Annotated in this window: 28 protein-coding genes; 8 read left to right on the forward strand and 20 right to left on the reverse strand. The window is 44.2% G+C overall.

From position 1 onward, the window contains the following. Positions 1–140: 140 nt before the first annotated feature. Positions 141–347 (reverse strand): hypothetical protein, encoded by a 207-nt coding sequence (locus tag ASG85_RS15515; RefSeq protein ID WP_060646764.1) that lies wholly within the window; start codon positions 345–347, stop codon positions 141–143. Positions 348–453: 106 nt separating this feature from the next. Here ASG85_RS15515 and ASG85_RS15520 point away from each other — a divergent pair, with 106 nt between their 5' ends. Next, complete coding sequence (locus tag ASG85_RS15520; RefSeq protein ID WP_057302720.1) at positions 454–1,125, forward strand: SIMPL domain-containing protein; 672 nt, start codon at positions 454–456, stop codon at positions 1,123–1,125. A 44-nt stretch (positions 1,126–1,169) separates the two neighbouring features. On the opposite strand, the gene ASG85_RS15525 is transcribed toward ASG85_RS15520, so the two are convergent. Further along, complete coding sequence (locus ASG85_RS15525; RefSeq protein ID WP_060646765.1) at positions 1,170–1,748, reverse strand: histidine phosphatase family protein; 579 nt, start codon at positions 1,746–1,748, stop codon at positions 1,170–1,172. Between the two features lie 71 nt (positions 1,749–1,819). On the opposite strand from ASG85_RS15525, the gene ASG85_RS15530 reads away from it, so the two are divergent. Beyond that, the gene (locus ASG85_RS15530) at positions 1,820–2,239 is read left to right on the forward strand and encodes a cupin domain-containing protein (protein ID WP_060646766.1); all 420 of its coding nucleotides are present in this window, start codon (positions 1,820–1,822) and stop codon (positions 2,237–2,239) included. A 29-nt stretch (positions 2,240–2,268) separates the two neighbouring features. On the opposite strand, the gene ASG85_RS15535 is transcribed toward ASG85_RS15530, so the two are convergent. The 3 genes from ASG85_RS15535 to ASG85_RS15545 form a co-directional block, all read right to left on the reverse strand. Then, positions 2,269–2,598, reverse strand: a complete 330-nt coding sequence (locus ASG85_RS15535) for a DHCW motif cupin fold protein (RefSeq protein ID WP_060646767.1) — start codon at positions 2,596–2,598, stop codon at positions 2,269–2,271. A gap of 156 nt (positions 2,599–2,754) precedes the next feature. Next, complete coding sequence (locus ASG85_RS39585) at positions 2,755–3,633, reverse strand: collagen-like protein (protein ID WP_156396605.1); 879 nt, start codon at positions 3,631–3,633, stop codon at positions 2,755–2,757. A 105-nt stretch (positions 3,634–3,738) separates the two neighbouring features. Further along, positions 3,739–4,866 carry a low temperature requirement protein A gene (locus ASG85_RS15545; protein ID WP_057302715.1) on the reverse strand — a complete coding sequence of 376 codons (1,128 nt, stop codon included), beginning with the start codon at positions 4,864–4,866 and terminating at the stop codon, positions 3,739–3,741. A gap of 196 nt (positions 4,867–5,062) precedes the next feature. On the opposite strand from ASG85_RS15545, the gene ASG85_RS15550 reads away from it, so the two are divergent. Next, complete coding sequence (locus ASG85_RS15550; RefSeq protein ID WP_057302714.1) at positions 5,063–6,100, forward strand: stalk domain-containing protein; 1,038 nt, start codon at positions 5,063–5,065, stop codon at positions 6,098–6,100. A 75-nt stretch (positions 6,101–6,175) separates the two neighbouring features. On the opposite strand, the gene ASG85_RS15555 is transcribed toward ASG85_RS15550, so the two are convergent. From ASG85_RS15555 to hrpB, 5 genes are all read right to left on the reverse strand, one after another. Continuing rightward, positions 6,176–6,610 carry a hypothetical protein gene (locus ASG85_RS15555; protein ID WP_156396607.1) on the reverse strand — a complete coding sequence of 145 codons (435 nt, stop codon included), beginning with the start codon at positions 6,608–6,610 and terminating at the stop codon, positions 6,176–6,178. 217 nt (positions 6,611–6,827) lie between these two features. After that, on the reverse strand, positions 6,828–7,478 hold the full coding sequence (locus ASG85_RS15560; RefSeq protein WP_057302712.1) for a class I SAM-dependent methyltransferase: 651 nt from the start codon (positions 7,476–7,478) through the stop codon (positions 6,828–6,830). A gap of 43 nt (positions 7,479–7,521) precedes the next feature. Beyond that, complete coding sequence (locus tag ASG85_RS15565) at positions 7,522–7,788, reverse strand: hypothetical protein (protein WP_082562114.1); 267 nt, start codon at positions 7,786–7,788, stop codon at positions 7,522–7,524. Next, positions 7,781–8,500 (reverse strand): alpha/beta hydrolase, encoded by a 720-nt coding sequence (locus ASG85_RS15570; protein WP_057302710.1) that lies wholly within the window; start codon positions 8,498–8,500, stop codon positions 7,781–7,783. Before ASG85_RS15570 ends, ASG85_RS15565 begins: the two co-directional genes overlap by 8 nt. Positions 8,501–8,533: 33 nt before the next feature. Beyond that, positions 8,534–11,020, reverse strand: coding sequence for an ATP-dependent helicase HrpB (hrpB, locus tag ASG85_RS15575; protein ID WP_060646769.1), 2,487 nt, complete (start codon positions 11,018–11,020; stop codon positions 8,534–8,536). A gap of 176 nt (positions 11,021–11,196) precedes the next feature. On the opposite strand from hrpB, the gene ASG85_RS15580 reads away from it, so the two are divergent. Next, entirely contained in the window at positions 11,197–11,451 is a 255-nt protein-coding gene (locus ASG85_RS15580; protein WP_057302708.1) for a YpbS family protein, read from the forward strand. Between the two features lie 14 nt (positions 11,452–11,465). Beyond that, positions 11,466–11,630 (forward strand): hypothetical protein, encoded by a 165-nt coding sequence (locus ASG85_RS37900; protein ID WP_156389927.1) that lies wholly within the window; start codon positions 11,466–11,468, stop codon positions 11,628–11,630. Between the two features lie 54 nt (positions 11,631–11,684). Here ASG85_RS37900 and ASG85_RS15585 read toward each other — a convergent pair whose 3' ends face one another. From ASG85_RS15585 to ASG85_RS15600, 4 genes are read right to left on the reverse strand one after another with little or no spacing between them, the layout of a single operon-like run. Continuing rightward, entirely contained in the window at positions 11,685–12,323 is a 639-nt protein-coding gene (locus ASG85_RS15585; protein WP_156389926.1) for an NUDIX hydrolase, read from the reverse strand. Between the two features lie 40 nt (positions 12,324–12,363). Next, a complete protein-coding gene (locus tag ASG85_RS15590) occupies positions 12,364–12,621 on the reverse strand; it encodes a DUF2164 domain-containing protein (protein ID WP_060646770.1) in 258 nt (85 codons plus the stop codon). Positions 12,622–12,630: 9 nt separating this feature from the next. Then, a complete protein-coding gene (locus ASG85_RS15595) occupies positions 12,631–12,939 on the reverse strand; it encodes a Dabb family protein (RefSeq protein ID WP_060646771.1) in 309 nt (102 codons plus the stop codon). 38 nt (positions 12,940–12,977) lie between these two features. Beyond that, positions 12,978–13,919, reverse strand: coding sequence for a hypothetical protein (locus ASG85_RS15600; protein ID WP_060646772.1), 942 nt, complete (start codon positions 13,917–13,919; stop codon positions 12,978–12,980). Positions 13,920–14,069: 150 nt separating this feature from the next. Here ASG85_RS15600 and ASG85_RS37905 point away from each other — a divergent pair, with 150 nt between their 5' ends. The 3 genes from ASG85_RS37905 to ASG85_RS15610 all read left to right on the forward strand — a co-directional run bounded on the left by ASG85_RS37905 (position 14,070) and on the right by ASG85_RS15610 (position 15,805). Beyond that, on the forward strand, positions 14,070–14,246 hold the full coding sequence (locus tag ASG85_RS37905; RefSeq protein ID WP_156389925.1) for a hypothetical protein: 177 nt from the start codon (positions 14,070–14,072) through the stop codon (positions 14,244–14,246). Between the two features lie 143 nt (positions 14,247–14,389). After that, positions 14,390–15,379, forward strand: coding sequence for a YpdA family putative bacillithiol disulfide reductase (locus ASG85_RS15605; RefSeq protein ID WP_060646773.1), 990 nt, complete (start codon positions 14,390–14,392; stop codon positions 15,377–15,379). Positions 15,380–15,502: 123 nt separating this feature from the next. Continuing rightward, positions 15,503–15,805 (forward strand): hypothetical protein, encoded by a 303-nt coding sequence (locus ASG85_RS15610; protein ID WP_235550140.1) that lies wholly within the window; start codon positions 15,503–15,505, stop codon positions 15,803–15,805. A 57-nt stretch (positions 15,806–15,862) separates the two neighbouring features. On the opposite strand, the gene ASG85_RS15615 is transcribed toward ASG85_RS15610, so the two are convergent. The 6 genes from ASG85_RS15615 to ASG85_RS15640 form a co-directional block, all read right to left on the reverse strand. Then, on the reverse strand, positions 15,863–16,423 hold the full coding sequence (locus ASG85_RS15615) for a DNA-3-methyladenine glycosylase I (protein ID WP_060646774.1): 561 nt from the start codon (positions 16,421–16,423) through the stop codon (positions 15,863–15,865). A gap of 84 nt (positions 16,424–16,507) precedes the next feature. Next, positions 16,508–17,314, reverse strand: a complete 807-nt coding sequence (locus ASG85_RS15620) for a TatD family hydrolase (RefSeq protein ID WP_060646775.1) — start codon at positions 17,312–17,314, stop codon at positions 16,508–16,510. Further along, positions 17,298–18,074, reverse strand: a complete 777-nt coding sequence (locus tag ASG85_RS15625) for an ABC transporter ATP-binding protein (RefSeq protein ID WP_060646776.1) — start codon at positions 18,072–18,074, stop codon at positions 17,298–17,300. The genes ASG85_RS15620 and ASG85_RS15625 overlap by 17 nt, the downstream gene beginning before the upstream one ends. A gap of 18 nt (positions 18,075–18,092) precedes the next feature. Next, positions 18,093–18,860, reverse strand: a complete 768-nt coding sequence (locus ASG85_RS15630; RefSeq protein WP_029194190.1) for an ABC transporter permease — start codon at positions 18,858–18,860, stop codon at positions 18,093–18,095. Next, positions 18,860–19,150, reverse strand: coding sequence for an MTH1187 family thiamine-binding protein (locus ASG85_RS15635; RefSeq protein ID WP_029194191.1), 291 nt, complete (start codon positions 19,148–19,150; stop codon positions 18,860–18,862). The genes ASG85_RS15630 and ASG85_RS15635 overlap by 1 nt, the downstream gene beginning before the upstream one ends. 27 nt (positions 19,151–19,177) lie before the next feature. Beyond that, a complete protein-coding gene (locus ASG85_RS15640) occupies positions 19,178–20,191 on the reverse strand; it encodes an ABC transporter substrate-binding protein (RefSeq protein WP_060646777.1) in 1,014 nt (337 codons plus the stop codon). Positions 20,192–20,213: the final 22 nt, after the last annotated feature.

Consider the following 20,213-nt stretch of genomic DNA (forward strand, 5'->3'; position numbering starts at 1 on the left):
TATCTAGTGCGATGTTTTGAATATGTCTGGTAGCAGACAGGCTTCAAGAATTCCAAAATCGCAGAATATCCCGTCCTTATAGAAAAGCTTGTACCCATCGGCCGTAAACTGGTAGTAATATCCAACAGGACTGATCGACGTTAGCCAATCCAAATTTTCAATAAGTTCTGTTTGAATCCCTTTTTTGGTATAACCAAAAAATCTAAATCTGAGTAAGCATCTACTCGCTCTTGCTCTGCCATGGATCCGAAACCGATGAGCGCCCTAGCTTTACCTGTTTTCCTTAGAGATTCACCTATTTGTTCCAGACGTAATAATTTACTTTCCTTTAATTGTGTCCAGTCCACAGTTCTCCCCCTTTGAACACCAGCGATATTGCTTATTTAATCAAGAATTTTAGTCCGTTTATTTCCATACATTAGAATATGCCCTTCACTTGAAAGGAGTCCTTCTATGTGCAATTATCCAGTTAATAAGTCGGCCTCTTTTTCTCAATATAAATGCCCACCTACAATAGAAGTCCTAGGTACAGGTAGAGCGGCTGCAGCTCCCGACAGGGCGTTAGTGGTGCTGGGAGCCATAACCGAAGGTCCTGTCTTACCTGCTGTCCAAACCGAAAACGCAAAAATCGTAACCACTATCATTCAATCGTTATTAAAACTAAACATCCCCCGGGAAAAGATACAAACGTACGATTTTGGAATTGAAATTCAATACGATTATCATGATGGTAAGCAAATTTTTCGAGGCTATAAAGTAACCCATCTCTTACAAATCACCAACGATAAGGTAGAATTGACAGGAATTCTCGTTGATACCGCAGTTGCAAGTGGCGCTAATAACATCACCGATATTAAGTTTACGACATCACAGCCAGAAATTTACGAGAATCAAGCATTATCGCTTGCCATTCGTAACGCCCGTCAAAAGGCTGTTACTATCGCAAATACACTAGGAGTTACTCTTATCACAGTCCCCAGTCAAATCCAAGAAATTACCGAAACCGCCGAACCCATCCCCTATGCAACTACCATGCTTTCCAAAAGTGCCGTCACCCCGATCCAACCGGGACAATTAACGATTTATGCCAAAGTACGTGTGTGGTATCAGTTCTCCGACCGATAAATGAATCGTACTGATTTACACTACTGGTTGATGACCGGATGGTTTCATTGATTCCACAACCTCTTAACAAGCTTTAATTCCTTTTCTTCAAATTCTAGTCTATAAATATCAGGTTTAGTGGTCTTCTTCCAAAATTCGAATCCGTAATTAGAATCAAAATAATTCAATATGATCGTCATTATATTTCCGTGTGTACCTATAGCGATTTTCTTGCCTTCAAAGTTAGACAATAATTTCTTAATTAATGGTATAGCCCGTTCCTGCGCCTGTCTTGTTGTTTCTCCTTCAGGCATGCAAAAATCAATATCGACAAAAGATTGTTCAATTGCAATTAATAATTCCTCTTCGGATACTGCGTAATTCAGGCTAGCAATTGGTCTCTCGGTAAGCTCTATGTATGGAATAATTTCTTTCTTTAATAGCTCTGCCAACGGACTAACCGTTTCTATTGCTCGAAAATATGAACTTGAAACGATAACATCTATGTCTTCGTTACTTAATATCTCTGCCACTCTCATAGCGTCTAATTTTCCTTGTTCAGAAAGACTAGAGCCTCCTGCTCGTTCATGTTCAATTGAAAATGGGGCTAACCCATGCCGAATAAAATAAATAGAGGTTTTCATTCATTCTCCTTTCACTTACATCATTTCTCCGTAAAGTTAATATTTTGAATCTTAAGGAGGTGCGTAACTTAGTGGATAAAAAGAGTACTTGTCGACTTATCCGTTCGTCTCGAACTTATCATGGAAAACAAGGTCTTGATTATGCCGAAGCCATATCAAAGGAAAGCGTTGGTGCACAAGGGATCTGTATGCATTTATTGATTATACCACCAGGAAAAAGAGCAAAGGCTCACCTTCATCAAGATCATGAGACAGCCATTTATATGCTTCAAGGAAAATCTGCAATGTGGTATGGTGAGCAGCTTGAACAGCATATGGAATTGGATGCGGGGGATTTTCTATACATCCCAGCAGGGATCCCTCATCTCCCCTATAATCCAAGTGAGACTGAGTCCTGCACGGCTCTGATTGCCCGAACTGATCCAAATGAACAAGAGAGTGTCCTCCTTCTTCCTGAGCTTGATGCTGTTTGGCAAAAGAAACAGTTATAAGCAGAATAGCGTAATAGTGACAGCATTTGTTAATCTACAATAAATAATTTGGCTCCAGTTTTCGTATAAGATCTATGTGGGTTTGCATCATCAGCCACTTGATAACTGACTCCTGAGGTGAGTTTAAATTCTCTTCCATCTGAAAGTTCGGTATACAGCTCACCTTCTAGTACTAACAGAACGTGACCTCTATTACACCAATGGTCAGCTATATAACCAGGCGTATATTCTACCATTCTCACCCTTATGTTTCCCATTTCAAATGTACGCCAATAAGCATCACCTTCAATTCCAGGATGTTGGGTAGCGCTTATTTCACTCCAGTCAATTGTGCAGAATGGAACATCCGTTATTTTCATAAAATGGTCCCCCTTTGATAATTTGGTTTTCATATGACTACCATTTTCCGATAGTCCAATGTTCTTCCACTAAAATTTTACATATATTAAAAATAAGGTTGAACACAAGTTGTGTCCAGCCTTATTTCCATTTTTTCCAATAACCTTATTAATTACTTATTGTGTTACAGTAATAATCATAGCGGTTAATCCCCTACTATTTATAGATGCTCCTGTTATGCCGTTAGCTGATCCTGCGATTGTAAACGAGTAACTATAGGTTCCTGGACCAGGATTATCCACCCAAGTCAAAGAAGTCGTTACAGCTGCTTGCGGAAAAAAGGGCTGATCCTGATTTTGGATCATTACAGCACTATCTGATGTAACGATGTCCCCTTGATTTCTGGAAATGGAGCTTTCCACCGAATAATTTTGAACGATGATAAATTTAATATTCGCAAACGCATCTAATTTGACCACCTGATTAGCGAGCAATGTAATTGGCGGTAGAATTAATTCTGTCGCAGCATCTCCCGATCCTTGGATAATAATAAATGGGACAGGAAGGTTGCTTCCCGCGAATCGAACATCGACAATACCAGAGGATCCCGTCGGCCCCTCAAGACCTTGCGCTCCTTGGAGTCCTTGAGCACCTGTTGGTCCTGGTACTCCGGCCGGTCCCATAGGACCTTCCTGTCCTTGTGGACCTTGTAAACCCTGTAGACCTAGCGGACCTTGTGGACCAGTCGATCCAACAGGCCCTTGTGATCCTAACGCACCTTGACTAGCCGCTGTTGCGACGTTTAATGCACTAGCACCAATCAATTGCACAACGTTTGATGTGATATTGTTAACCACGCTGGGAGCAAGTTTGTCTAATGTGATGGCTCTCCTTGCTATCTTGGATCCACTAACAGCTCTTGGAGCAAGTTCCCTTCTCGTTACCGCCCTACTTGCTATTCTGCCTGAGGTTATAGGCAGTTCAAGCTTCTTAACATCTCTCTTCAGAACTTGTATATCATTATCTAAGCTTGATATCGTTCGTCTTCTGACCAATGTCATCATCCTTTCTCATATGCTAGGGATAATAAACTACCCACATTATATGAGGAAGGTGATATGACTCGGCACGATGTTTGTCTTGGTTCATTCATCTAAAGTTCAAGTCGTTAATTTCGCATATACGCCAAAGAACAGCATCACTTCTCCAATAATCATGTAATTTGGTAAAAGAAAAAACATATCCAGCGTGAAAAATATCCCAAGTAACCCTGCCAATAACACTAAGTGAGATATACCTAGTCTTTGATGTGCGTGTCGATATTTATGAAAAACCAACGTGGTTGAGAAAAAGTAAAGCAGTACAGATCCAAAAACAAAACTTAGCATAAATGAATAATTTAATTGTTTCAAAAATAACAATTGGATCGATGCTGCAATCATACACATGGATAAATAAATGAATAAGTGGCCATATATGATTGTTTGCCCTGCTGTTTCTAATGTCTTATTCACTTTCTTTTCAACATTGTCAAAATATTGCCACCACATAGCAATAATTAATAAAAAAGTGAGGGTCGCAAATACAATAGATTGCCACGTCCAGTCACTAGACTGCAAGACTGCAAGTATACTGATTACGGATTCACCAAGAAGAATGAGTGTAAACAACGAAAAGCGCTCTAATAGATGATGCGTATTTATAGGGCTTTTCACCAAGTATTGCCGACCGATTAATGGGAGCGAAATGTCTACTGAAATGCCTGCGTACAAAACGGCATAACGAATCCACGAGTCGAAGAAAAGTGAGCAAGAAGATATCACCAATCCAATCCAAAAGCGGCTACCTAAATAACGGGCTGCGATCTTTCTATGTGCTTCTTCTTTTTTATGTACCGAAAGATATTGGATGGCTGTCATCGCTCTTAAACCAATATAACCTATTAAAAATGGGACATAATATTGGTCAAAATTAACCGATAGACTGGCCGTCATGATGAGAACAAAAAATAATTGCAGAATCAGAAATATTCGGTGAGATAAGATATCCCGTCCAAACCGGTTTACAAAGAGGGATTGCCCAACCCATGCCCACCAAATCGGAATAAATATGAGAACGAATTTGACTAAGTATTCAACTGGAATTGATCCATTTTCGACATGTAATAAAACATGACTAGCCTTTGAAACTGCCGCTACAAAAAGCAGATCATAGAAAAGTTCCAGCCAGGTAACTTTCTTCTCAGCAAATGCAGTGATTTGTTGAGATCTCGTTGTGTGTTGATTCATCATTCTGCTCCTTTGTTTTGGATGTGATTTAATAAAATGCTACCCACATTTTAACATATAGGCTTATCAAATTAATTAATTTTCTATCGTTTCTATTATTTCTCGTTGAAATAGTTACCACAAATTGGAAAGCAACTATCACCCACGCAGATGCGTCTATATATTACCAAAGAAAACTTAGTAAGGGTGTATGAACATGAAGATTAAAACCAGCTTTCTTACAGGCACAGTGTTTACGCTGCTGACCATGATGTTTCTCCAAACAACGTCGGCACAAGCCGAGGTGAATCCATCGCCTACTGTATTTCTGGACGGGCATCCGTTGTCCTTTCAGACTCCTCCCGTGATCGAAACCGGCTACAGCCTTGTTCCGATGCGTGCCATTTTTGAGGCTGAGGGTGCAAAAATTTCTTGGGATGAGACCACAAGAACGGTTACTGCCATTAATAAAGACGTCGTCCTTACATACCGAATCGGAGAAACAGTCGCTTATAAAAACCAAGAACGGCTGGAGATGCCCGTGCCAGGCAAAATTATCGACGGGTTTACTATGGTTCCGGTGCGATTTATTAGCGAAACACTTGGCAATATCGTGAAATGGCATGAATATTCCCGTTCGATTACCATTTCATCCGCTCATGACTATGAAACTACTATTGAATACGGCGTCAACCTGCGTGACTCTCCAGCAAAAGATACGGAAACCCAAGTGCTCCGAATTCTTCCGAAAAACGAGAGAATCCACGTAATCCGAGAAATCGACGCAAATTGGTTGGAGGTACAGACCAAAGACGATACAATTGGTTTCATCTCGGCTGCATCGATGTATACCGATTACACAAGTTCCGCTTTGGCCGAAAAGAAAGCCGATGAGTTACTCGCCTACGGTTCCAAATTCCTGGGAACCCCTTACGAGTTCGGTGCCGCTTCAGGCCAAACCAATACGTTCGACTGCTCTTCTTTCGTCCGGCATGTTTTTAACGAAGTACTGTCTATCGATCTGCCGCGAGTCTCCTATGACCAAGCCCAGAAAGGGAAAGAAATCGAACTCGACCAAATACGTAAAGGCGATCTACTGTTCTTCAGCGCTCGCGGGCTAGATATCGGCCACGTAGGCATCTATGCGGGAAACGGGAAAATCCTTCATACTTATTCGAAAGAGCTTGGCGTTCACATTGCAGACTTCGATGAAAAATGGAAGAAACGATTTGTCACGGCTAGGAGATTGTTCTAAATGAAGAAGAGTCATGTTGCGAATGCAGCATGACTCTTCTTTTTAACAAGGGGTCAAGTCCTTGACTATTATTCATTAGGCTTTGCTATTTCTCCTTAAAAAAGAAAGATGAATGCGTAGCATGATAACCCCAATGATATACACACCAACCGAATACCACATTGACCAATTATTATAGGTCAAATAATCGACACGTATGGCTATCCATTCAAAGAAAATAGAAAATAGCGTGCATCCAAATAAATAAGCGAAAAACTTGAATCTACTCAGTGGCATAAAGTTTAAGATTATAATACCTACCGCCCCTGGAAAAACAGTTTGGATCACAACAACTTGCCATTGTATGCCAGGACCAAGTTGATCATAAAGATGTAAAACAAGGTCTAACAACTGATCCGTGGAGCGTGTAATAAACACCATGAATAACCAAGTACTGTACATTTCTTGGCGAGTCAGTCGCTTAGGCATAAGCCAGACGATCAGATTGGCTAAGATTGATGCGATTGTCATGAACAGCAAAATTCTGCACCTCGTCTCAATGTACCAGGGTTCTCTCATTGAATAACAGTATGGTCAGAGAACTTAATGTTAATTCAGATAAAGCCCTACTTGATCCGAACAAAGCAAATTCTTTTCAAGCCCATCGAAACCAAAAATAAGCCTAATTAGTTCAACTAGTTCTGAACTAATTAGGCTTAACTTTTCATAAAAAAAGCTGAAGATTGTGCTACTTTGGTCCTGAGAGAGGTTTCTGTTGCGTTTTCCTGGCAAAAATCGATTGATAATCGGCCTGCATGCCCTCCATCGGGAGAACAGAAAGGTGTTCGATGTAGAATACTTCACTTACTATTCTCTGAATGTGCTCATCTTCATAGAAGGCGAAAAACCGCTGAGGTCTGTACGAGTCATTTTCCCAAATCCCTTCGCTTTCGTACCCGCCATACAGGCCTATGTACAAGAAACCGTCTGGCTTCAGCACTCGCTCTATATTGGCCAGAACTTGCAGGAGACTATCTTTTGGCACATGAAGCAGGGCATTCATCGTCCATATCGCGTCAAACGACTCCGGCTCCAATTCCAAGGTGTAGAAATCCATGACAAAGGCTTCAAGTCCTTTTTGAAGGCAAATGTTCACCATCTCATCGGATAAATCAACGCAAGAGACATGGCATCCATGATTTTTCAAATATATCGCTTGATGGCCAGGACCGCTTCCAAGATCTAAAATCCGTTGCCCAGTACCCTTATCATCTGCCTGAAGCCTAGCCAAAAAACGATCCATCTCATCTACTTTCCACGACTGAACTGTATCCCCAGCCCGCAATCGAGCCTGTTGATCATAGCTCATCTTGAGCGTTGCCTTTACCTCAGGATCCATCGGTGTTTTCTCCTATCCAAACGATCGATATGTAACAGAATGATTATTCCTTCACTAGGTTTTTTTGAGCTGCGTCCACTAGCAAATCAAACCATTCGTCGTCTTCCAACAAATCTTCAACAGCTTCAATATCCTCTTCTTTTCCTGATTCCTGTAAAAAGTGAAGCGCATAGCTCCAGTCATCTTTACCTCGTTTGCTTTGCAGGGTAATTTCGTACGGGTGCTCGTGGCCTTCCACCTTGAATTGCACTTGCCCGAGGTAACCTTCTTCTTTGTTGTGTTCCATGCTTGCCTTTAGAATTTCAATCATGTTCATCATCCTTTTCTATTCGTTGTAACCAAGTCCAAATCGTGTTCATTGTGGTTTGCAGGTTCGTTGCTTCATTCCATATATAGGGATTGTGATCTCTGAAATAATCGGCATGCCCACCTATTAACGGTAAAGTTTGTCGATGAGAAGGTGCATGTTTCATGCCATTCCAACGGCGCAATCCCAAGCGCGTTCTCATCCAGCCACCCCATGTGCCCAGTCTAGGTACTGGATCATTGGATTTATCCAACTGATTAGCAGCATCAAGATAAAGGACACGGTTCTTTAACGAGGGAGGAATCGCACATTTCGGCGATCCGATTTGGACCACACCGAGGATGGAAACCCCCTCTTTCATAAGGGCATCGGCCGCCAGAATACAAGCCACAGCCCCTGCACTATGCCCAATTAGCAGCAGTTGCTGGCCAGGGACCAGGTTGTCGTTGATCAACTTCAACAAGCTTTTGCCGCCATAATGAGACCTTTTTCGATGTGCATTGTTCCATAGATCACTGGTAATTTCTCGGAGCTGCACTTGCTTTCGCCGCGTCCAATCGCCATATGGATAATGGATAACGACTTGGACACGTGAACCGACTTGTTCAAAACGAGAAGCTAGTTCCGCGGCGAAAGCATCTAGGAAATAAGGCGCTGTGGCAAAACCAGCAGATACATAAATGACGAATTCCTCCGGTTTGGAGTGGATTGTCATGGCTTGCTCAGTTCCCTTCTCGTGCAAATTAGGTTAGGAACGCGGTTTAGCTCGATTTGTCGGCATCGCCGCCATCGGATCGTCCGGCCAGTAATGTTTGGGGTATCGGCCTTTGAGATCTTTTTTGACTTCGAAATAAGCATCCCGCCAGAAGCTAGCCAAATCCTTCGTCACCTGAACTGGACGCTGAGCAGGCGATAATAAGTGTAAGGTCATGGGCACCCTACCCTTTGCGATCCGAGGGGTATCGGCTAAACCAAACATTTCTTGCAAGCGAACTGATAACGCAGGCGACTCACTGACGCTATAATCAACGGGAATTCGGGAACCGCTGGGTACCTGAATGTGCGTTGGCGCCCATTCTTCTAACCATCGACGCTGCTCCCATGTTAGCATTTCTTCTAATATGCTTGTCAAGTTAAGACGCCCTAAAGCCCCTTTGCTTTTCAAACCATAAAGATGAGGTCCTAGCCAGTCCTCTAAGGAAGCAAGCAAATTGGCATCCCCCATATCTGGCCATTCTACATCAAATCGATGCAAAAACATAACACGCTGTTGAAGCTGCCTCGCACTCCGAGTCCAAGGCAGCAGTTCCAAAGATTCTTCTTGAATTCCGGATATCAAAGCTTGCAGCACCAAGTCTGGGTTTGGATCCTGCAATGGGTTTTCTTTGAGGATAATGGCACCTAACCGAAGACGCTGTCTTGCTTTAACGGAACCCGTTGCCTGTTCCCAAGCCACTTCTTGTTCTTTGAGCAAGCGGCCCTCAAAGGCTTCAAACAGCTCGTCCTCCTGTATCGGGGCTGCCAAATATATGCGGCTCTCCGATCCATTATCGTCCAGCTCGGCGGCGACGAGATAACGCTCGTTCGAGAGCGGCTGCAGCTCGGGCAGCACAGCGCCGCGCCCGCTGCTGAGCAGGAACCGCCCCGTCGACCGCCGCTGCGCGACGCGGTCGGGATAAGCGAATGCGAGCAGCAACCCGCTCGCATTCGCTTTATTCCCGCTTGGGCGGATGCCGAGCTGCTGCATGAGCACTTTGGCTTCCGCCGCTATGCGGCGGCATAAGCCAAAGTCAACGTCTGCGCGCTGCTCGCCCTGCGCAGCGCGCCAGAGCACTTCGATGCGGGTACGAATATCCGCATCTCTCCCCTCAGCAGCGCGCATGAAATCGCGCTCGCCAAGCATTACGGCGAGCTCGCACGCTAGCGCGCCGAGCTCAAGCGGTATGGCTTGCAGCACCATGTGCGCAAGCCGCGGGTGTAGACCCAGCGACGCTAGGCGTTTGCCGTGCGCGCTCAAGCCCCCGTCCTCGTGCAGCGCGCCCAGCTGCACGAGCAGTTCCCGCGCCTGCTGATACGCAGCAGCAGGCGGCGGGTCCAGCCAGACCAGCGAAGCTGGGTCTGGCACGCCCCAGGCGGCCAGCTCCAGCGCGAGCGGCGCCAGATCCGCTTCGCGGATCTCTGGCGTGCTGCTCAGCGGGAGCTGCCGCTGCTCGGTCTCGGTCCACAGGCGGTAACACACGCCTGGACCGAGTCGACCGGCACGGCCTCTGCGCTGATCCGCAGAGGCGACAGACACAGGCACCGTCGTCAGACGAGTCATGCCGGTCCGTGGTGAGAAGCGAGGCACGCGCATGAGCCCGCTGTCGATAACGACCGTGACGCCTTCGACGGTCAAGCTTGTCTCGGCAATCGAAGTGGCCAGCACAATCTTCCGGTGTCCAGGGGAACATACTGCCAACGCATGGTCTTGCGCCTCTTGAGAGAGATTACCATACAGAGGTGCAATCTCTATCTCTTTTCCTAATTTAAGCGCAGTAAGGCTGTTAGCAACACGATGAATTTCAGCTGCGCCCGGGAGAAAAACGAGCAAACTGCCTTCATTCATTTGCAAGGCGCGTTGGATGCTTGTTACTACAGCCTGTTCTAATTTACTCGTAATTTTCGCATCCAGATAATGAGTTACAACCGGATAAGTTCGCCCTTCACTTTGAATAATCGGTGCATGATCAAGCATGGCCGAAACCGTGTTGGCCTCAATCGTAGCCGACATAATAAGAATTCGCAGATCCTCACGAAGCAAGGTTTGTGATTGCCTGCTAAGTGCCAACCCCAAATCAGCATGTAAGCTGCGCTCATGAAATTCATCAAAAATAACAGCCCCTACCCCTTCCAGGGCAGGATCTGCTTGAAGCATGCGAGTAAGAACACCTTCTGTTATTACTTCAATTCGTGTGTTCGGTCCGATTCGCGAGTCATTTTTCACCCGATAACCTATGGTCTGCCCAACTTCTTCACCACGAAGCTTCGACATATAGCGAGCAGCTGCACGAGCTGCCAATCTTCTGGGCTCGAGCATGAGTATCTTTTGGTTTTGAAGCCAAGACTCTTGCAGAATAGCAAGCGGTACTTGCGTTGTTTTACCTGCACCAGGCTGAGCGACTAATATCGCGCATGCATTTGTTCGTAACGCTTCTTTCAATTGAGGAAGCACGGTTTCAATCGGTAACGAGTTCATTTGTTTCACTCCGAGGCTTCTGTCAGTCTTATTATCGCTAATTAATGACATTAATTATTATTGAGGTGAAGTTGTATTGTCGATTTTTGTTCGGATTTCCTCTTACAAAAACTGTTCCTCACCTATTCAATCGTGTATACTAGATTAGAATCCGGTCACTAAAGGAGAACTTGAAGATGAATGTACATGAAGCGATATCCAAACATTCGAATGCACAGCACCTACATCTCGTTAGGTTTGCAGAGCTAGACGCACAGCGTGAGCAAGCTATTGATGCTGCTGTCGACCTGTGCAGAAGCGGGCTGCCTTTTAACGTTGATGCGATCAACGCCGTAACAGCTCAAATCATCGCCCATGCCAAAGAAGGTATTTCTCCGCTCCGTTCTTATGTAACAGAAGACATGGTGCGTGATTACGTAAACAAAGGTTAAGGAGATAAGTATCGATGGGTGTTCTAACATTTATTTCATTGCTAATTATAGGATCAGCATTTAGCGCTGGATTCTTGCTTTTGTTTAAGCGAAAAACAGCTCTTGGTATTGTCTGTATCGGACTCTCCATTGTCTGTTATATCGCTTATGCCTACATAGCAAACAAGTATTTCGTCTAAAATTGATATGTACGCTAATAGAGAACCGATTGGGTCACCCGATACGGTTCTTTTTCATTCCGACCATCCATTTTCCATTAATGTACGAAACACTAGATCAAAATAAGCGACTGGATGCGGCACCAAATGATCTAGGGTCAGAAGCAGACTTGTTTGATCTACCTCGCATTCAACACCCATTTTATAGCCACTTGCCATTATTTCTTTTGTTTCTTGATGAACTAAACGTTCAAGGTCAGCGACACTTACTGCGAACAGACCGCTTACCTCATCTGGCTGCAGCACGTAACGATTCAGTGGTTGGTCGCAACGGTATATAAACACATGACAAAACTCACGATCAATGAGCTGATCCGAAATCTGGTCTTCTTCTGCAAACATCCCGCAAGGGATTAAATCACTGAAATCGACCTTCAGCCCTAGCTCTTCCTCTAGTTCCCTCACACCGTCTTCCGTGGTTTCTCCGGCTGCGAGATGCCCGGCGCAAGAAATGTCCAGCAAGTTTGGAAACAGATCCTTCTCTGGATGTCTTAACTGGAGCAGGAGATTCGGCTCCTTCCCTTCCAGGCTAACGATCCAACACTGAAAAGTGCGATGCCAAAGCCCTTTCGCATGCACTTCTGAGCGCGGAGCCACCCCAAGCCTATTCATCTTTTCATCATAGATATCAAACATCTCTTCTGACTTGTTCAAATTGCTCGAGTTCTCCCCTCAGAACCTTCTATGTACCTGGTTACCTGCGTGTTATTTTTTTCGTCATTTTCATGGCGTAGAGGTCTTCTTCCAATGAACTCATTCTTTCCATCAATGCCTTGCCAGCATCTTCGATGGCCTGGTTATAAATAGGTGCAGCCAATTGTTGAAGCATATAATCGATTAATTGTTCTGTGGCCAACCGTCCTAATTCAATATTGTGATCCAACTCCAGATGGCCTTGCAAATCCTCAATCAACAATTCCTTCTCTTCTTTTGCTAATTTCAATGGTTTCATACGAGCACCTCACTTAAAAATCATCAAATCGATTTCTTGAAACCGACTTACTTCTTTTGCCCAACGCTCCGAAACATAATGGGTATGTACCGGATGAGCATTGTAAGCTTCATAAGCCGCTCTATCAGCAAAAACCATTGAAAATCCGTAATCATAATCTGTCTTTGTGCTGACTTGACGAAACACTTCAAATTGTTCAACCCCAGGTATTGCTGCCAGTTCTTCAGCACTGCTTTTTAGAAATTGTTCGGCTTCCAGCGTATCTTTACCTGCATGTAAATTAAATACAACCATATGCTTGATACTTGCCTGATTCATAGGTCTCTCTTCTCCTTTTGTTTCCATCTATAATTCCATTATAGCGGATTTTGTATCAACGAACTATATAACCTCTTTGCTTCTTCCATGCTCGACTCCGACCTACTTAAAGCTTGCTCTAACTCGTTACATATTCGATTCACTTCCATCGATTTATCTTCTACTTGTTTTGAAGTTTCGTGAATCTTACCTTGAACCAACCAATCGGTTAATAATCCGTCAAAGAAATAATCTGAGAATTTGAGAAATCCACTAATATGGCTATCTATCGATAACGTCATATGGACATCCTTAAGTTCCTTCTCAAAACGGCTTAGTCTACTCTGAGCAGCGTGTACATGATCCATGGCTTCATCAATTTTCCCGTGTTTGATATGCGTAGACAGCATACCTCCGCCGAGCATATCATAAGTACCCCAATTCCGTGCAGAACGAAGTGAGTCAGCTGCTAATTGCAAATATTTCAGGACTGACTCTCCTGCGCTTAACGCTTCTTTAAGCTCTTTGATTTGTAATTGAAATTCCGCTATCCGTTCAGAGAGCTCCCGCAGCTGCCCGCTCTTCTCAGAGTCATTAGCATGAATATAGGATTCAATTCGTAGAGTCAGATCTTCCACTTCTATGTCCCAAAATCGCACGGAATGGAGCTTGTTCCGCATCTCTTGTATCTCTTGCTCAAGATGATCCCTTCGACGGACAGCTTCATTATATCTAAATTTCAATTCCAGCAGTTCTTGTTCCTCAACAGCCAGCTTCTCTGCTTTCTTGTTCATTAAATCATACAGAAAGCTGGTAAAGCTGCGAGTTTTCAATTTTTCCACATCTCTTTTTTCTTTGATGAGCTGTTCTTCCCAAATGACAATATGATCTTTTGAGTTACTCCATTCTCTTTCTAAATCCGCTAACCGGGCCGACCAAACTGCTTGCAATCGGCCATTTTCTTTGGCTGCTGCCAATCTTTGCACAAGCTCTTGAATCATATTCCACCATCCCTTACGCGATTTATCTACTCTAATAGACGACGTCCAGCTTTCATTGGTTTCATCAACTTCCTATTTATGGGGAATAAAAAAACCACAACTGTACACGTTAAAGATGAACGTTAAACTGCCCTTGAAAGGAAGAACGACATGGAAAACGAGAAGCATAGAGGCAAATACAAAGGCACAACGAATATGAATGCCAAAAATCAAGATATGGCTTTCGTTAACGACACATTAGAAAATGCACCCGACACGACACCTATCAACATCGCCAAGGACGACATTAGTGAAGGTAACGAAGAACAACAATTGAATCAGAAGTAAGGAGTCATTCTTCCATTTAGAGCAGTCTGCTATTTCCTAAAGTTGGGTATAGCCGTCTGCTCTTTTTTACTTTACGTAACTTGGCATCCCCTTCAGCTTGCGATACTATGGAATGAGTATTTAGTCTTGGGGAGGTTATCACATTGGAACAAGTCATCGTTATTGGTGCGGGTCCTTGCGGATTGTCTGCTGCTATCGCTTTACAGCGCGAAGGCCTTTCACCTTTACTTATAGAAAAAAGCTGCATCGTAAATGCCATTTATTTATATCCAACCTATTTACAGTTTTTCAGCACACCAGAGCTGTTGGAAATTGGCGGTTATCCATTCACAACACCTCATGAGAAACCTTATCGCCAAGAAGCTTTGGTCTACTACAGAGAGGTTGCGCGAAGAGAACAGCTGCGAATTCATTCCTATGAGGAAGCTGTTTCTATCGAACGACTAGAGACGGGATTTAAAGTTCATACAGAGGATCAATTTGGGAAAAAGGCGGCGTATATCACGCGCAATGTTATCGTAGCTACGGGCTATTTTGATCATCCTAATTTACTCGGTATACCCGGTGAAGAACTGCCAAAGACGACGCATTATTATAAAGAAGCACATCCGTATGCAGGGGCAAAAGTTGCCGTTATTGGCGGAAACAACTCCGCTGTCGATGCTGCAATGGATTTGCTTAGAGTTGGCGCTGAAGTTACAGTGGTTTACCGCGGCAAGGACTTCTCAGCCAACATTAAACCGTGGGTTCGTCCGATATTTGAAAGTATGGTGAATAAAGGCCGTATTCGAATGTGGTTCGATTCCCAAGTAGAACGTATTGATGAGCATACCATTACCGTGCGAAAAGGAACCCAACACGTCACTTTAGATAATGACTTCGTACTTGCCCTAACCGGATTTCGACCGGATCGTGAGCTTCTGACCTCCATCGGTGTACAATTCCACGAAGAAACCAACGCTCCTCTTGTTCAACCAGATACGATGGAAACGAACATCCCAGGTTTATATGTAGCTGGAGTTGTCGCTTCATCTAAATATGACGCGAACGAAATTTTCATTGAAACAGGCCGTACGCATGGTCTGGCAATCACGAAGCATATCGTTTCCAGAACGAACCTCCAATCCAATTGATTGGAGGTTTTTTATATATGAAAATATTTCCCATTTTTCATAGATTCCTCTTCCATTACGAACATTTGTTTGCTATAATGAAAACAAGAACAAATGTTCCAATTAGATGAGGAGGTTGTTAACATGATGAACACCAGTCACAATTTTCGGTTTATTGAGAGGGATTATTGGTACCACAAGGCATTGTGTAACACTGACCATCTTCTTCCCGGACAGATTGACGCCATGCTGGACGAAGCACACACCCACTACGCCGATTATACGTTCAAGTTTTATGACGATGGTTCGGTGACAATCATAGATAACGACACAAATAACCGCATTAAACCTCGCGAGCTAACAGGAGCCGTATATGACTTCTACATTCGTAAGCGTATTTATTTAATTAAAACCAATCTAATGGAGAAGCAACTCCAATACGCCTGATTGAAGCACAAAAAGGCCATCTGATTTGGACGATCGTCCTATCAGATGGCCTTTTCTCTACACTTTATTATATCGAAAACAGGTTTGGTTGTGATCGTTCACCATGCCAACCGCTTGCATATAAGCATAACAAATCGTCGAACCTACGAACTTAAAGCCGCGTTTTTTTAAATCTTTACTCATAGCATCAGAGATTTCCGTCGTCGCGGGCACCTGACTCATATCCGTCCAATGATTGTTGATCGGCTTCCCGCCAACGAATCCCCAGATATAGGAATCAAACGTACCAAACTCCTGCTGCACCTTTAGAAAGGCTTTCGCATTCTGAACTACAGACGCAATTTTCAAGCGATTGCGAACGATCCCTGAGTTCTCAAGAAGTTCATTCAGCTTTTTATCGTCATAGTTCACAATAATCTGCGGATCAAACCCATCGAAAGCTTCCCGATAGCTCTCCCGCTTCTTCAGAATCGTATACCAGCTCAGTCCCGCTTGTGCGCCTTCCAGATTAAGCATCTCGAATAAATGCCGGTCATCATGGACAGGAACACCCCATTCATGATCATGGTAATCGATATATAACGGATCTTCATTAACCCAACCGCATCTAATAGTCATTTAAACACTCACCTTATCTAAAAATCGAACATGCGTTCTATATTATTATAAAACCTATACGAATAGATGTCCAGTTAGATTTAATTAGAATAAGTGAGGTGTAGGAATGCCGTAGAATTGTTTGGTATTATTCAAAAGAGTATGTGCCGCTTCTTCCACTGGCAGTCCTTTTAGAAGCGCTATCTGTTCAATGACAGCATGGACCATACGCGGATGCGTCTGCTGCCCCTCAAAGGGCCCCTCGAAAGGCCATGGGCCATCCGTTTCGACCATCAACAGCGTAATAGGATAATTACGAACGAGTGTGCGTATTTCTTCTTCATATAGAACGTCCGGTGTTATGGAGATAAAATAGCCAGCTTGAATCATACGCTCTACCGTTGAATGTGACCCTTTGAACCAATGAAAATGCGCTTTTTTCATGCCATGCTTTTCAAGTAAGTCGCACACAATGTCAGCATCCTCGTACACTGCATGCAAGACTACCGGTTTATCCAATTCCACTGCCAACTTCAAGAAGCTCTCAAGCAGTGCAATGTAAGGCGCTAAGTCAAAAACACGCCCCTGTGCTTCAGCTTCCAGCCTCATATAATAAGGCAAACCAATTTCACCAACAGCGATCATCCTAGACGAATGCTCACGAATCCATTTGTTTAAATCATTCAACTGATTTTCAGTAGGCAGATCTTGTTCAGGGTGATAGCCATATGCTGGAAAAACTTGCTCTGGGGCTTGCATTAACAGCTGCTCAGTTGCCTTACAGGAGTCCAGGTGTCTCGACACTGCGATCAATGCCTCAATGCGGCACTCTGCTAATTCCGTTAAAAGAGTCCGTGCAGCAGATTCTATGTACATATCGAGATGAATATGAGCATCAATGGCTTTTATCATATGTAATCTCCTGACGCAAAAGCCCTTGAATATACTGCCGGAGCTCTTGAAATTTCGGTTCAAGCATGACGGACTCTTGACGCGGCCTTGCAAACGGAATAACCAACTCTTCTATGATCTTGGCAGGCTTGTTAGAGAGTACATAGATACGATCGGATAGAAACAACGCTTCTTCAATGCTATGTGTCACAAATAGAATGGAGCGCTTATTCTGTTCCCATATATTAAGCAGCCATGCCTGCATGTCTTGCCGTGTAAGTGCGTCTAAGGAGCCGAACGGCTCGTCCAGACACATGAGTTCCTGTGGACTGAGCAAAGCTCTCAGAAATGAAACACGCTGCTGCATCCCACCTGAAAGTACATGCGGAAGTTCTTGCTCATAGCCACCTAATCCGACCTTCGGCAGCCACTCCCTTGCTTTGGCTAGCGCGTCTGTTCGCGTTTCTCCTGCAACTTCCTGAGCAAGTGCTACATTGGACTCAATAGAGCGCCATGGGAACAAGGCAGGCTGCTGAGGCATGTATGAGATTAGGCCTTTAGAGCCGGTTACATTCACACCATCCAGCCATACCTCCCCTGAAGAAGGCTTTACAAGCCCGCCAATAATGTGAAAAAGGGTGCTTTTTCCGCTGCCCGATGGACCGATAAGTGAAACGAACTCCCCCTTTTTAACATGTAAAGAAATATCCGCAAGCACGGATACGCGCTGTTTTTTACCAGGGAACGTTTGATGAATTCCTCTAAGTTCTAATTTACTCATGAACTCATCTCCCCTTTCTTAAGATGACCGTTTCGCGTTCCATCGAATGACGAGCTTCTCAAGCCCAGCGATGAGCCAGAAGAAGAGTAAGCTGAGCGTGACAATCATCAGAATTGCAACAAATTCGCGGTCAGCGCGGAATGCCGATTTTTGCAAAATCATATAATAGCCCAGTCCAACGCCTCCGCCAAGCCATTCGGCAATCACGGCCCCCATCACACTGTATGTGGCCGATATTTTGAGTCCTGTGAAGAGGAATGGCAAAGCATGCGGTAGTTCTAATTTATAAAAGATTTGCCGTTTGCTGGCGCCGATCATCTGCATATAGTTATACATACTGCGATCCGTTTGCATGAAACCGTCCAAGGTAGACATCGTTACAGGAAAAAAGCAAACAAGTGAGATTAATAGAATTTTAGGTAAAATGCCAAAACCAAATAAAATGATAAGCAGCGGTCCCAGTGCAATGGTCGGGACATTTTGAGATAAAATAAGGAGCGGGTAAAAACCAGCCTTTAGCGCAGGCACTCGATGTAAGCAGCTAGCGACAATCACGCCGCCTGTTACACCAGCACTAAACCCAATCAACATTAAACGCAGTGTAGCGAATGTGTGCATCCATACCCTGGGCATATCCGTAGTGCCGTCTTTCCATATTTTGAGCGGACTAGGCAGCAGCCAGCTTGCTGTACCTCCCCAAGTCACGGCAAGCTGCCATAAAAGCAGCAGAAGGATGACCACAACAATCGGTGGCCACCCCGCTTTGAACCAGCGATGCTGTTTCATTATCTGTATTTCTCCGTCAATTTGTCCATAGAAGCACCTGACGGATTGAAGTAAATTTTCACCTGCGAAATTACGTTAGGGCTGCCCATCTCAATCATCGCGGCATTCATGTCTTGAATGATCGCCAGAAGTTGGTCGAGCTCCCCTTCCATTGTCGTTTCCAGCGGAGATACGAAATATTTCACGCCAGACTTGGCTATCACTTCAATAGCACGGTCTACATAGGGGATGACATCTTCATTGTTTTTCGTTTTCGGAATGATTTGAATACTGACAAGTGCATTAGCCACTATAAGTGCCTCCTCCAACAAATCGTGTTATTTTGAGCTTTCCGGTAAGAATTTGTTCGTGAATGCAGCATCTGCATCGATATTTTTCTCGAGCAGCTTGTGATCAAGCATCCAGGTCGCATAATTTTCCCATACGGATTTTTTTTGTTCGCCCCAACGAGCGGCATCATCTTGATAACGCGGGCTAAGCCATTTTTGACTGGCAAGCACAAGTTTTTTATCTAAATCAGGAACCGCTTTGATCAAAATATTAGCAGCGTCCTCAGGCTTGCTGATCGCAAATTGATACCCTTTCGATGCAGCAGCCATGAAGGCTTTCACGAGCTCAGGCTTCTCTTTGATCATTTTCTCATTCGTCGCAAGAACCGGTGTATAGTAATCCAGTTTATCCGAATATTTGTTCAAATAAATCATGTTCAGCGGCTCACCGCGCAGCTCGGCATCTACACCTGTCCAAGCGTAGTAAATCCATGCGAAATCAATATCCCGCTTAACGGCAGTGAAATAATCGGCATCACCGATGTTCACGATCTTCACTTTGCTTGGATCTGCTTTTTCGGATTGCATAAGCGAGTCGATCATCGCACTTTCTGACGGTGCACCCCAACCGCCATACGTTTTCCCCTCGAAATCCTTAGGCGACTTGATGTTCTTCGCTACCGGCGATGCAAAACCGGATGTGTTATGCTGAATCACCGCAGCAATGGAAACTAACGGTACACCTTGAATTCGTCCTTGTGTAATACTTTCTTGATAACTGACACCGAATTCCGCAGCGCCTGAAGCAATCATCGCATCGGCTCCGCCTTCACCAGGAGCAATAATTTCTACATTCAGTCCCTCTTTTTCAAAAAAGCCTTGATCCTTAGCGACGTATAACCCCGTATGGTTCGTATTTGGCGTCCAGTCTAGAACGACCTTCACGTTCGTTAACGGCTTGGCCGTTTGTTTTGCCGGCTGTTCTGCCATCTTATTACCGCAACCTGCCAAGGCGACTGTTAAGCTCACTAGCATAAGTGGTGCAATTTTCTTCCATTTCATTCTTTGTTTCCCCTCTCCACAT

It is taken from the genome of Paenibacillus sp. Soil724D2 (assembly GCF_001427935.1).
GTDB lineage: Bacteria > Bacillota > Bacilli > Paenibacillales > NBRC-103111 > Paenibacillus_E.